Source organism: Pseudomonas sp. MRSN 12121 (assembly GCF_000931465.1).
Lineage (GTDB): Bacteria > Pseudomonadota > Gammaproteobacteria > Pseudomonadales > Pseudomonadaceae > Aquipseudomonas.
The window spans coordinates 498,052-510,967 of the sequence record NZ_CP010892.1 but is presented as its reverse complement, the minus strand read 5'-3'; the positions used below and the strand labels follow the sequence as shown (position 1 = coordinate 510,967).

The following is a 12,916-nucleotide window of genomic DNA, read 5'->3' as shown; positions in this document are numbered from 1 at the left end:
GCAAGCTCAAGGACCAGCAGAACGAGCGCACCGCGCAACCGCTGTCCGACTCGGCCCAGGCGCTGGCCGCACCTGAGTGAGTGCCCGCCTACCCCCCCTTTTTCACGTCAAGGAGACGACCATGCGCTTGAAGATCCTGGCCACCGCCGCCACCCTGTTGTTCTGCACCCTGCCCGGTCTCAGCCAGGCCCGCGATACCGCCCTCTACCTGCCGTTCGACAAGGTGGTCGCCGAAGCCATCGCCAGCGGCAAGATCGACGGCAGCGTGAAGTTCTACCTGGCGGGCAACAAGCCAGCCGGCACGGTCACCGTGCTCAGCCCGGGTGCGGTCACCAACAAGAAGACCAACGCCTTCAACAAGAGCGACGAAGCCGCCTGCGAATGGGTCCTGCAATCGGCTCTGATCACCCTGCACCAGGCCGCCAAAAAAGTCGGCGCCAACGCGGTGACCGACATCGCCAGCTTCTACAAGAGCAACGAACGCAAGGACCCGAAAACCTACGAATGCCACGCCGGCGCGATCATCGCCGGCGTCGCGCTGCGCGGCGATCTGGCGAAGGTGCAATAAGCGCCTTTTCCATCCGGCGGAAACGACAAAGGGCGCCTTTCGGCGCCCTTTCACAAACAGGCTGGCTTGTCATTGCGCTATGCCTGTCTGGCTCTGCGATGGCTGGTTGCCCAGGATCCTCAGAGTCTCGCAAGTCCCTTTCGGGTACGCGGCAGTCTCGCTCGAAGCCTGCCCCCAGGCAACCGTGGCCCATTGCCCAGTCTCGAAAAACGCCCCCTTCAGATTCCCAAAGCCTTGCGTCCATCTGCACCAGCTACACTCGCAGGATCAGGCCAACCCAGCACAGTTATCACCTGCAAGAAGTTCGGCTGAGCCGTCACAACTCCGCCTTGCGGGTCAGCAGCTCGACGAAGGCCCTGGCCATCGGCGAGCGCTGGTCGGTGCGTTGCGCCAGCCAGACCGCCGAGACGGCCTCGGGATCGAGCAACGGCCGATAGACCACGCCGTCGATGCGCATGCGCTGGTAAGACGCCGGCAACACCGAAATGCCGAGCCCCGCCGCCACCAGGCCGATGATGGTCATGGCCTCGCCCGCCTCCTGGGCGAAATGCGGGGTGAAACCGACATCGCGGGCCAGGGTCAGCAGCTGTGCATACAGCCCGCTGCCGTAGCTGCGCGGGAAAAACACGAACGGTTCGTGGGCCAGAGTCGCCAGCTGCAACCCGGCTTCGCTGCCCGCCACCAGCGGGTGCTTGGAGCCGAGCACCGCCACCAGCGGCTCGCGCAGCAATTCCACCACGCTCAGCGAATCCGGCAGCGGCAACGGCCGCATGATCCCGACCTGGATCGACTCGTCCAGCAGCGCCTCGGCCACCTGGGTACTGCTCATCTCCCGCAGCTTCAGGCGCACCTCGGGAAAACGCTGGCGAAAGGCGAAGATCGCCTGAGGAATGCTCGAGTTGAACGGCGCCGACGAGGTGAAGCCGATCTTCAATTCGCCCAGCTCCCCCCGTTGCGCCCGACGGGCGACATCCGCGGCCTTGTCGACCTGGGCCAGCACCTGCCGCGCCTCATCCAGGAACAGCCGCCCCGCTTCGCTGAGCTCGACCCGACGATTGGTACGCTCGAACAGGCGCGCGCCCACCTCCTGTTCCAGCACCTGGATCTGCTGGCTCAAGGGTGGCTGGGAAATGCCCAGGGCCTGGGCGGCGCGGCCGAAATGCAGCTCTTCGGCCACGGCAATGAAATACCGCAAGTGACGCAATTCCATGAACGCCTCATTAGGTCGTAAAAGCTCTTAATCAGGTCGAACAATATATTGGAAAGAAACATTAGCCAGCTATATGCTTTTTTCATTGCCTGACCGGCTGCGCTCCCCCCGAGGCCCCCCGTGAAAACCGCTGTCGCTCCACTCGCCCACGAACTTCCCCCTACTGCCCGCGACGAGGCGATCGCGCCACTGCGCGAGATCTACATCGAGAAAGGCACGCCGCTGTTCATGCGCACGGTGCTGGCGCTGTTCTCCAGCGGTTTCGCCACCTTCGCCCTGCTCTACTGCGTGCAACCGATGATGCCGCTGTTGTCCCGGGAGTTTTCCATCAATGCGGCCCAGAGCAGCCTGATCCTGTCCGTGGCCACCGGCCTGCTGGCCATCGGCATGCTGGTCACCGGGCCGGTTTCCGACCGTATCGGCCGCAAGCCGGTGATGGTCACCGCGCTGTTCGCCGCCGCGCTGTGCACCATCGCCAGCGCCCTGATGCCGACCTGGCACGGCGTACTGTTGATGCGCGCGCTGGTGGGGCTGTCCCTGAGCGGCCTGGCAGCGGTGGCGATGACCTACCTGAGCGAAGAGATTCACCCTCGGCACATCGGCCTGGCCATGGGCCTGTACATCGGCGGCAACGCCATTGGCGGCATGAGCGGACGCCTGATCACCGGCGTGCTGATCGATTTCGTCAGCTGGCACACGGCAATGCTGGTGATAGGTGGGCTGGCGCTGATCGCCGCGGCGGTGTTCTGGAAAATCCTTCCGGAGTCGCGCAACTTCCGCGCCCGCTCGCTGCACCCGCGCAGCCTGCTGGACGGCTTCCTCATGCACTTTCGCGATGCCGGCCTGCCGCTGCTGTTCGTCGAGGCCTTCGTGCTGATGGGCGCGTTCGTGACGCTGTTCAACTACATCGGCTATCGCCTGCTGGCCGCGCCGTATCACATGGACCAGGCGTTCGTCGGCCTGCTGTCGGTGGTGTACCTGTCGGGGATCTACAGCTCGGCGAAGATCGGCGCCCTGGCCGACCGGCTCGGGCGGCGCAAGATGCTCTGGGCCACCATCGTGCTGATGCTCGCCGGCCTCGCCCTGACCCTCTTCACACCGTTGTTGGTGGTGATCGTCGGCATGCTGGTCTTCACCTTCGGCTTCTTCGCCGCCCATTCGGTGGCCAGCAGCTGGATCGGGCGCCGCGCCACCAAGGCCAAGGGCCAGGCCTCGTCGCTGTACCTGTTCAGCTACTACGCCGGCTCGAGTATCGCCGGCACGGCGGGCGGGGTGTTCTGGCACATGGCCGGGTGGAATGGCATCGGCCTGTTCATCGGCGCGCTGCTGGTGGTGGCGCTGCTGGTGGCGTTGAAGCTGGCCAGGCTGGCGCCGCTGGGCACTCCATAGTCGTCATGCGAACAGGCCGGCGACCTGCCCCCGCACTCCAAGGCGGGGGCCGATCGCCGGCCTGGACGATGGCTCGGGGGTCGATGGGCTTACTTGACGATCTCCACCAGATCGACGTCGACCTCACGCTTCATCAGCCCCCGCTCCACCTCACCGGTCAGCCGGACCTGGGTCTTCTCGTTGAACGCCACCGGCGGCAGGTCCTCGTCATCGATCTCGACGGTGATGGTGCCGCTGGCATCCTTGAATTCGTACTTGTCGTCGTTGTTCAGCTTCTTGGTCACATGGCCCACCAGCACCACCGGGGTGTCGTCCGCGGCATCGTTGGCCGCCGAGACAGTGGTGACGGCCTGGGCGCCGGGGCCGGTGTAACCGACCGCCAGAGCGGCGGTGCTGAACAGCGGAGCGAGCAACAGAACGAAGTAACGGGCTTTCATGGCAGTGATCCAATGTGGGTTTCGAGGGCGCCAGAGTACCCAGGCAGGCTGAATTCAAACTTAATCTGCCGGACAGCTTTTCGCAGGCTGCTTTTCATAGACAGCTTTTCATAGGCAAAAAAAGGCCCGGCAAAAAGCCGGGCCCGGTTATCGCTGCGCGATCACTGGTGATACTGCGCCGACAGTTCGTGCACCGCGCGCAGGAAGGCGCCGGCGTGTTCCGGGTCGACTTCGGGGGTGATGCCGTGGCCGAGGTTGAACACATGGCCGCTACCCTTGCCGTAGCTGGCGAGGATGCGCCCGACTTCGGCGCGGATCGCTTCCGGCTTGGCGTAGAGCACGGTCGGGTCCATGTTGCCTTGCAGGGCCACCTTGCCACCGACCCGCTGGCGCGCTTCGCCGAGGTCGCAGGTCCAGTCCAGGCCCAGGGCGTCGGCCCCGGCGTCGGCGATGCTTTCCAGCCACAGGCCGCCGTTCTTGGTGAACAGGATCACCGGCACCTTGCGCCCTTCATGTTCGCGGATCAGGCCGCTGACGATCTTGCGCATGTAGGCCAGGGAGAACTCCTGGTAGGCCGCCGCCGACAGGTTGCCGCCCCAGGTGTCGAAGATCTGTACCGCTTGCGCGCCGGCCTGGATCTGGCCGTTGAGGTAGCTGATGACCGACTGCGCCAGCTTGTCCAGCAGCAGGTGCATGGCCTGCGGGTTGTCGTAGAGCATCGCCTTGGTCTTGCGGAAGTCTTTCGACGAGCCGCCTTCGACCATGTAGGTGGCCAGGGTCCAGGGGCTGCCGGAGAAGCCGATCAGCGGCACGCGGCCGTTGAGTTCACGGCGGATGGTGCTGACCGCATCCATCACGTAGCCCAGGTCCTTGTGCGGATCGGGAATCGGCAGGGCCTCGATGTCGGCCAGGGTGCTGACGACCTTCTTGAAACGCGGGCCTTCGCCGGTCTCGAAGTACAGGCCCTGGCCCATGGCGTCGGGGATGGTCAGGATGTCGGAGAAGAGGATGGCCGCGTCCAGCTGTGGATAACGGTCCAGCGGTTGCAGGGTGACTTCGCAGGCGAACTCCGGGTTCATGCACAGGCTCATGAAATCACCGGCGTTGGCGCGGCTGGCGCGGTATTCAGGCAGGTAGCGCCCAGCCTGACGCATCATCCACACCGGGGTGACGTCTACGGGTTGCTTGAGCAGGGCACGAAGGAAACGGTCGTTCTTCAGGGCAGTCATGTCGGCATCCGGAAAAAAAGTGGGGGCATTTTCTCAGAGCGCGACGCAAAAGGCACGGCGAGAGCCGTGCCTTTTATCTATAGGGGCGATTTGTCGCGCCACAACCCACGTATTGCAAGGGCTACAGCGGACCTGTAGGAGCGAAGCTCGCTCGCGATCAAGGTGTGTCAGCCAACATCGATGCTGGCTGACACCACGCTATCGCGAGCAAGCTTCGCTCCTACACAGGCGGAAAGAATCAGACGCCCAGGTAGTCGAGGATGCCTTCGGCGGCGTTACGGCCTTCGAAGATCGCCGTCACCACCAGGTCGGAACCGCGCACCATGTCGCCACCGGCGAAGATTTTCGGGTTGCTGGTCTGGTGCTTGTACTGGCCCTGCTCCGGGGCCACGACACGGCCCTGGCTGTCGGTCTGGATGCCGAACTGCTCGAACCACGGCGCCGGGCTCGGACGGAAACCGAAGGCGATGACCACGGCGTCGGCCGGGATGATCTCCTCGGAACCCGGGATCGGCTCGGGGCTGCGACGGCCGCGGGCATCCGGCTCGCCGAGACGGGTCTCGACCACCTTCACGCCTTCGACCTTGTCTTCGCCGACGATGGCGATCGGCTGGCGGTTGTAGAGGAACTTCACGCCTTCTTCCTTGGCATTCTTCACCTCTTTGCGCGAGCCCGGCATGTTCGCTTCGTCACGCCGATAGGCACAGGTCACCGCCTTGGCGCCCTGGCGAATCGAGGTGCGATTGCAGTCCATCGCCGTGTCGCCGCCACCCAGGACCACGACCTTCTTGCCCTTCATGTCGACGAAATCTTCCGGCGACTTTTCGAAGCCCAGGTTGCGGTTGACGTTGGCGATCAGGAAGTCCAGCGCGTCGTGCACGCCCGGCAGGTCCTCGCCGGCGAAGCCGCCCTTCATGTAGGTGTAGGTACCCATGCCCATGAATACCGCATCGAATTCTTCGAGCAGCTGTTCCATGGTCACGTCCTTGCCCACCTCGGTGTTGAGGCGGAACTCGATGCCCATGCCGCTGAAGACTTCGCGACGATTGCTCAGCACGGTCTTTTCCAGCTTGAACTCGGGAATGCCGAAGGTCAGCAGGCCACCGATTTCCGGGTTCTTGTCGAACACCACCGGGGTCACGCCGCCACGTACCAGCACGTCGGCGCAGCCCAGGCCCGCCGGACCCGCGCCGATCACCGCGACACGCTTGCCGGTCGGCTTGACCTTGGACATGTCCGGGCGCCAGCCCATGGCGAAGGCGGTATCGGTGATGTACTTCTCCACCGAACCGATGGTCACCGCGCCGAAGCCGTCGTTAAGGGTGCAGGCCCCTTCGCACAGGCGGTCCTGCGGGCAGACCCGGCCGCAGACTTCCGGCAGGGTGTTGGTCTGGTGCGACAGCTCGGCGGCGGCGAGGATATTGCCCTCGGCCACCAGCTTGAGCCAGTTGGGAATGAAGTTGTGCACCGGGCACTTCCATTCGCAGTACGGGTTACCGCAACCCAGGCAGCGGTGGGCCTGGTCGGCCGACTGCTGGGGTTTGAAGGGTTCGTAGATTTCCACGAACTCTTTCTTGCGCTGACGCAACAGTTTCTTCTTCGGATCCTTGCGCCCGACCTCGATGAACTGGAAGTCATTATTCAGACGTTCAGCCATTATCAAAACCTCATCAAACTCTTCAGGCGCATATCACTGCGGGTTGGCACGGGTGCTGGAAAGCAACGATTTCAAGCTGGCAGCCTTCGGCTTGACCAACCAGAAACGACGCAGGTAGTCATCGAGGTTCTCGGCCAGGTTACGGCCCCACTCGCTACCGGTTTCCTCGACGTATTCGTCCAGCACGCGCTGCAGGTGGCTGCGATAGGCTTCCATCGCTTCGCCGCTGATCCGCTGGATTTCCACCAGCTCGTGGTTGACCCGGTCAACGAAGGTGTTGTCCTGGTCGAGCACGTAGGCGAAACCGCCGGTCATGCCTGAGCCGAAGTTGTAACCGGTCTTGCCCAGCACGCAGACGAAACCACCGGTCATGTATTCGCAGCAGTGATCGCCCGTGCCTTCCACCACGGTGTGGGCACCGGAGTTGCGCACGGCGAAACGCTCGCCCGCGGTGCCGGCGGCGAACAGCTTGCCGCCCGTGGCGCCGTACAGGCAGGTGTTGCCGATAATCGCGCTGTCCTGAGTCTTGTAGGCGCTGCCCTTGGGCGGAACGATCACCAGCTTGCCGCCGGTCATGCCCTTGCCCACGTAGTCGTTGGCGTCGCCTTCCAGGTAGAGGTTCAGGCCACCGGCGTTCCACACGCCGAAGCTCTGGCCCGCGGTGCCCTTGAAGCGGAAGGTGATCGGCGCCTTGGCCATGCCCTGGTTGCCGTGGACCTTGGCGATCTCGCCGGAGATCCGCGCACCGATGGAGCGGTCGCAGTTGCAGATATCGAGCGCGAACTCGGCGCCGCTGAGGTCGTTGATCGCAGGCTTGGCCATGGCGACCATTTTCTCGGCCAGCAGGCCCTGGTCGAACGGCGGGTTGCGATCCACCTGGCAGAACTGCGGCTTGTCCGCCGGGACATGCTCGCTGCCCAGCAGCGGGGTCAGGTCCAGGTGATGCTGCTTGGCGGTCTGGCCTTCGAGGACTTGCAGCAGGTCGGTACGGCCGATCAGCTCTTCCAGCGAACGCACGCCGAGCTTGGCCAGCCACTCACGGGTTTCCTCGGCGACGTAGGTGAAGAAGTTCACCACCATGTCGACGGTGCCGATGTAGTGATCCTTGCGCAGCTTCTCGTTCTGCGTCGCCACGCCGGTGGCGCAGTTGTTCAGGTGGCAGATGCGCAGGTATTTGCAGCCCAGGGCGATCATCGGCGCGGTGCCGAAGCCGAAGCTTTCGGCGCCGAGGATCGCCGCCTTGATCACGTCGAGACCGGTTTTCAGGCCGCCGTCGGTCTGCACCCGGACCTTGCCGCGCAGGTCGTTGCCGCGCAGGGTCTGGTGGGTTTCCGCCAGGCCCAGTTCCCACGGCGCCCCGGCGTACTTGATCGAGGTCAGCGGCGAAGCGCCGGTGCCGCCATCGTAGCCGGAGATGGTGATCAGGTCGGCGTAGGCCTTGGCCACGCCAGCGGCGATGGTGCCGACACCGGCTTCCGCCACCAGCTTCACCGAGACCAACGCCTGCGGGTTGACCTGCTTGAGGTCGAAAATCAGCTGCGACAAGTCTTCGATGGAATAGATGTCGTGGTGCGGCGGTGGCGAAATCAGGGTCACGCCCGGCACCGCATAGCGCAGCTTGGCGATCAGGCCGTTGACCTTGCCGCCCGGCAGCTGGCCGCCTTCGCCGGGCTTGGCGCCCTGGGCCACCTTGATCTGCAGCACTTCGGCATTGACCAGGTATTCCGGGGTCACGCCGAAACGGCCGGTGGCCACCTGCTTGATCTTCGAGCTCTTGATGGTGCCGTAGCGCGCCGGGTCTTCACCGCCTTCGCCGGAGTTGGAACGCGCACCCAGGCGGTTCATCGCTTCGGCCAGGGCTTCGTGGGCTTCCGGCGACAAGGCGCCCAGGGAGATACCCGCAGAATCGAAGCGCTTGAGGATCGATTCCAGCGGCTCGACTTCGCTGATGTCCAGCGGCGTGTCGAGGGTCTTCACCTGGAACAGGTCGCGGATCATCGACACCGGACGGTTGTCCACCAGCGCGGTGTATTCCTTGAACTTGGCGTAGTCGCCCTGCTGCACGGCGGCTTGCAGGGTGTTGACCACGTCCGGGTTGTAGGCGTGGTATTCGCCACCGTGGACGAACTTCAGCAGGCCGCCTTGCTGGATCGGCTTGCGCGGGCTCCAGGCTTCGGCGGCCAGGGCTTTCTGCTCGGCTTCGATATCGACGAAACGCGCACCCTTGATGCGGCTCGGCACGCCACGGAAGCTCAGGTCGCACACCTCTTCGGACAGCCCGATGGCTTCGAACAACTGCGCGCCGCGGTACGAGGCGATGGTCGAGATCCCCATCTTCGACAGGATCTTCAACAGGCCTTTGGTGATGCCCTTGCGGTAGTTCTTGAACACCTCGTAGAGGTCGCCCAGCACTTCACCGGTACGGATCAGGTCGCCCAGCACTTCATAGGCCAGGAACGGATAGACCGCCGAGGCACCGAAGCCGATCAGCACCGCGAAGTGGTGCGGATCGCGCGCGGTGGCGGTTTCCACCAGGATGTTGGAGTCGCAACGCAGGCCCTTTTCCACCAGGCGGTGGTGCACCGCGCCAGTGGCCAGGGAGGCGTGGATCGGCAGCTTGCCCGGGGCGATATGGCGGTCGCTCAGGACGATCTGGGTACGCCCGGCGCGCACGGCTTCTTCGGCCTGGTCGGCCACGTTGCGGATCGCCGCTTCCAGGCCGACGCTCTCTTCGTAGTTCAGGTCGATGACCTGACGCGCGAAGCCCGGACGGTCGAGGTTGGTCAGCGAGCGCCACTTGGCCGGCGAGATCACCGGCGAGCTGAGGATCACCCGGGAAGCGTGCTCGGGGGATTCCTGGAAGATGTTGCGCTCGGCGCCGAGGCAGATCTCCAGGGACATGACGATGGCTTCGCGCAGCGGGTCGATCGGCGGGTTGGTGACCTGGGCGAACTGCTGGCGGAAATAGTCGTACGGCGTGCGCACGCGCTGGGAGAGCACGGCCATCGGCGTGTCGTCGCCCATGGAGCCGACCGCTTCGTAGCCCTGCTCACCCAGGGGACGCAGCACCTGGTCGCGCTCCTCGAAGGTGACCTGGTACATCTTCATGTACTGCTTGAGCTGGTCGACATCGTAGAACGCCGAACCGTGGTCGTTGTCTTCCATGGTCGCCTGGATGCGCAGGGCGTTCTTGCGCAGCCATTGCTTGTACGGATGCCGGGACTTCAGGCGGTTGTCGATGGCGTCGGTATCGAGGATCTGCCCGGTCTCGGTGTCCACGGCGAAGATCTGGCCCGGGCCGACACGACCCTTGGCGATCACGTCTTCAGGCTGGTAGTTCCAGACGCCGATTTCTGAAGCCAGGGTGATGAAGCCGTTCTTGGTGGTGACCCAGCGCGCCGGGCGCAGGCCGTTGCGGTCGAGCAGGCAGACGGCGTAGCGGCCGTCGGTCATGACCACGCCTGCCGGGCCGTCCCACGGCTCCATGTGCATGGAGTTGTATTCGTAGAACGCGCGCAGGTCGGCGTCCATGGTCTCGACGTTCTGCCAGGCCGGCGGAATGATCATCCGCACGCCACGGAACAGGTCGATGCCGCCGGTGACCATCAGCTCCAGCATGTTGTCCATGCTCGAGGAGTCGGAACCCACGCGGTTGACCAGCGGGCCGAGCTCTTCCAGGTCCATCAGGTCGTTGGTGAACTTGGTGCGCCGGGCCTGGGCCCAGTTGCGGTTACCGGTGATGGTGTTGATCTCGCCGTTGTGGGCGAGGAAGCGGAACGGCTGCGCCAGCGGCCATTTCGGCAGGGTGTTGGTGGAGAAGCGCTGGTGGAACACGCAGATCGCGGTTTGCAGGCGCGGATCACCCAGGTCCGGATAGAAGGCGGCCAGGTCGGCCGGCATCATCAGGCCTTTATAGATGATGGTCTTGTGGGAAAAGCTGCAGATGTAGTGGTCGGTGTCGGCGGCATTGGCCACGGACGAGCGACGACGGGCACTGAACAGCTTGACCGCCATGTCCTGATCGCTCAGGCCTTCGCCACCGATATACACCTGCTCGATCTGCGGCAGGCGCTCGAGGGCCAGGCGGCCGAGGACGCTGGTATCGATCGGTACTTTGCGCCAGCCGACCAGTTGCAGGCCTTCGGCCAGGATCTCGCGGTTCATGTTCTCGCGAGCGGCTTCGGCCTTGGCCGGATCCTGGTTGAAGAAGACCATGCCCACGGCGTATTGCTTGGGCAGTTCGACGCTGAAGGTTTCCTGGGCAATGGCTCGCAGGAACGCATCAGGCTTTTGAATCAGCAGACCGCAACCGTCGCCGGTCTTGCCATCCGCGTTGATCCCACCGCGGTGGGTCATGCAGGTCAGGGCCTCGATGGCCGTTTGCAAAAGGGTATGACTGGGTTCGCCCTGCATATGGGCTATCAAACCGAAACCGCAGTTATCCTTGAATTCATCTGGTTGGTACAGACCTGCTTTCATAGACACTTTCTCACCAGGCTGCCTCATATCGAGACAATTTTCTTTTCAATTCAACCACTTGCCTTCCGCGCTGAACGTACGCCAGCTTTGCGGGGGCAAAAGGGAGGTCATTGTACACACCGACACAGACGCCCACAAATTTGACGACGAAATGTCGCAAATCCGTGTCGCATTTATGAAAGGTTTAAAGCGATATTCCGTGCTAGTCAAAACTTTTTTAGTTCGGACCGCAACGACTCAAAAGCCACTGTGACGCAGACACCACAAGGCACGCGGCCTTGAAGGCAGCATGCGCATGCGGATTTTTTGAGGTGCCGGGAGAGGCGGCCTGGGTAAGGCCGCCGAATCTTCAGCGAGTTGCTGCCAGTTCCTGTTGGACGCTGGCGACAGTGCGAGGCCAAGGTTTACCAGCCTGAACCTTCGCTGGCAAGGCCTTGATAGCGGTAACGGCTGCATCACGGCTGCTGAAGCTGCCGTAAGTGATCACATACAGCGGTTTGCCGTTGAGGACTTTCTTGAAATAACGGTATTGAGCGCCCTGCTCCTTGACGAAGTTCTGCGCGGTGGCCTCAGAACTGGTGCCAAGGATCTGCACCACGTAGTTGCCCGGCGCCTGGCCAGCGTACCAGCTACCACCGCCGGTGGCGGCCTTGGCCACGGTTACCGGCTTCTCGGCCGGTTTGGCGGCCGGTGCGGCCGGCTTGCTGACCGGTGCCGGCGCAGGCTTGGCCACCGGAGCCGGCTTGGCGGCGGCGACCTGGGTCGGCGCTGGGGTCGGACGGGCTTCAGGCGTAGGCGCAGGACCGGCCGGCACGCCCGCTGGCGGCGCGATGGTGGTCACGGTCGGTGGCGTGGCGCTGGAACCTTCCACCGGAACGCCATCGTCGCCCTCGGTGATACCGCCGGCAGCCTCGGCCAGCGGCCCGCGCATGACCGGCTGCGATTGACCGACCAACGGCAACGGCATTGGCTGGGAGGAACCGGCGAACTCGACTGCCGGGCTGCCATTGGCGTTCGGTTGCGGCGTCTGCCCCAGCGGCAGTTGAGCTTGTTCGTTCGCAGGCGCACCGGTGGTGGGTGCCTTGCTGCGACCCGGCATCAGCCAGGCAGCGGCAACGGCCACGACAACCACTGCGGATATCGCCAATACGTGTTTCTTCGGCATATTGAACCCCATACTTGGACGCTTGACCGCGGAGCGGCTGGCAATCATGGCTTCGATCATTGCATCCCGGGCGACCTGGTTGATGTTGCCAGGCCAGCCGTCGGAGCCTTCGTGAATATCACTGATCTGATCCGCGGAAAAAAGTTCGATCCCCCGCCCGGCGCCTTCAAGACGTTGCGCCAGGTATTCACGGGTTTCTTCTTCGGTATATGGCTGCAGCTCGATGACATGGAAGCGCTCTTCTTCGGCGCTCAGTTGCTCCAGGCCGGCAATCAGCGACGACTCGCCGAACAGGAACACATGCGGGCGACCTTCCGGCGCACCGGCGGCAAGCGCCAGCAGCGCTTCGAGGGCCGATTCGTCGAGCTGCTCGGCGTCGTCCACCAGCAGATAGACTTCCTGGCCGGTCAGTGCCAGTTGCACCACTTGCGCCAGGATCGGGCCGATCTCGGCCTGCTCCACGTTCAGCGCCTGGGCCACTTGGCGCAGTACGCCCGCCGCATCACCGGCGCCGCGGGCGGAAACCACCACGCTCTGCACCGACTGTTTGTTGGTGCTGGCCACCAGCGCCTGGCGCAGCAGCGTCTTGCCGCTGCCCTGCGGGCCGGTCACGACCAGCAGCAGTTGGCTGTAGCGCGCCAGGTGGTGCAACTGGCCCAGCACAGGCTTGCGCTGGGCAGGAAAGAACTTGAAGCCAGGCACCCGTGGAGCGAAAGGGTCATGGCTCAACTGATAGTGGCCGAGGAAGGCCTCGTCGGCATGCAAACTAGTCATGGGAATCT

8 protein-coding genes are annotated in these 12,916 nt (G+C 63.9%); 2 read left to right on the top strand and 6 right to left on the bottom strand.

The annotated features are described in order from the left end of the window. Nucleotides 1-121 precede the first annotated feature (121 nt). Complete coding sequence (locus TO66_RS02240; protein ID WP_044460786.1) at nucleotides 122-568, top strand: hypothetical protein; 447 nt, start codon at nucleotides 122-124, stop codon at nucleotides 566-568. Between the two features lie 316 nt (nucleotides 569-884). On the opposite strand, the gene TO66_RS02235 is transcribed toward TO66_RS02240, so the two are convergent. Then, nucleotides 885-1,778 (bottom strand): LysR family transcriptional regulator, encoded by an 894-nt coding sequence (locus TO66_RS02235; protein ID WP_044460785.1) that lies wholly within the window; start codon nucleotides 1,776-1,778, stop codon nucleotides 885-887. A gap of 180 nt (nucleotides 1,779-1,958) precedes the next feature. Here TO66_RS02235 and TO66_RS02230 point away from each other — a divergent pair, with 180 nt between their 5' ends. Then, a complete protein-coding gene (locus TO66_RS02230; RefSeq protein ID WP_409077177.1) occupies nucleotides 1,959-3,167 on the top strand; it encodes an MFS transporter in 1,209 nt (402 codons plus the stop codon). Nucleotides 3,168-3,256: 89 nt separating this feature from the next. Here TO66_RS02230 and TO66_RS02225 read toward each other — a convergent pair whose 3' ends face one another. The 5 genes from TO66_RS02225 to TO66_RS02205 form a co-directional block, all read right to left on the bottom strand. Further along, nucleotides 3,257-3,604, bottom strand: a complete 348-nt coding sequence (locus TO66_RS02225) for a YgiW/YdeI family stress tolerance OB fold protein (RefSeq protein ID WP_044460783.1) — start codon at nucleotides 3,602-3,604, stop codon at nucleotides 3,257-3,259. A gap of 161 nt (nucleotides 3,605-3,765) precedes the next feature. Then, complete coding sequence (hemE, locus tag TO66_RS02220) at nucleotides 3,766-4,833, bottom strand: uroporphyrinogen decarboxylase (protein ID WP_044460782.1); 1,068 nt, start codon at nucleotides 4,831-4,833, stop codon at nucleotides 3,766-3,768. 238 nt (nucleotides 4,834-5,071) lie between these two features. Beyond that, the gene (locus tag TO66_RS02215) at nucleotides 5,072-6,490 is read right to left on the bottom strand and encodes an FAD-dependent oxidoreductase (RefSeq protein ID WP_044460781.1); all 1,419 of its coding nucleotides are present in this window, start codon (nucleotides 6,488-6,490) and stop codon (nucleotides 5,072-5,074) included. A 33-nt stretch (nucleotides 6,491-6,523) separates the two neighbouring features. Next, nucleotides 6,524-10,969 carry a glutamate synthase large subunit gene (gene gltB / locus TO66_RS02210; protein ID WP_044460780.1) on the bottom strand — a complete coding sequence of 1,482 codons (4,446 nt, stop codon included), beginning with the start codon at nucleotides 10,967-10,969 and terminating at the stop codon, nucleotides 6,524-6,526. Between the two features lie 349 nt (nucleotides 10,970-11,318). Beyond that, complete coding sequence (locus TO66_RS02205) at nucleotides 11,319-12,908, bottom strand: SPOR domain-containing protein (RefSeq protein ID WP_044460779.1); 1,590 nt, start codon at nucleotides 12,906-12,908, stop codon at nucleotides 11,319-11,321. Between the last annotated feature and the right edge of the window lie 8 nt (nucleotides 12,909-12,916).

Bases quoted from the DNA above. Each gene is read 5' to 3' on its own strand.
- TO66_RS02240 (WP_044460786.1), top strand. From the start codon at position 122: ATGCGCTTGAAGATCCTGGCCACCGCCGCCACCCTGTTGTTCTGCACC.
- TO66_RS02235 (WP_044460785.1), bottom strand. From the start codon at position 1,778: ATGGAATTGCGTCACTTGCGGTATTTCATTGCCGTGGCCGAAGAGCTG.
- TO66_RS02225 (WP_044460783.1), bottom strand. From the start codon at position 3,604: ATGAAAGCCCGTTACTTCGTTCTGTTGCTCGCTCCGCTGTTCAGCACC.
- hemE (WP_044460782.1), bottom strand. From the start codon at position 4,833: ATGACTGCCCTGAAGAACGACCGTTTCCTTCGTGCCCTGCTCAAGCAA.
- TO66_RS02215 (WP_044460781.1), bottom strand. From the start codon at position 6,490: ATGGCTGAACGTCTGAATAATGACTTCCAGTTCATCGAGGTCGGGCGC.
- gltB (WP_044460780.1), bottom strand. From the start codon at position 10,969: ATGAAAGCAGGTCTGTACCAACCAGATGAATTCAAGGATAACTGCGGT.
- TO66_RS02205 (WP_044460779.1), bottom strand. From the start codon at position 12,908: ATGACTAGTTTGCATGCCGACGAGGCCTTCCTCGGCCACTATCAGTTG.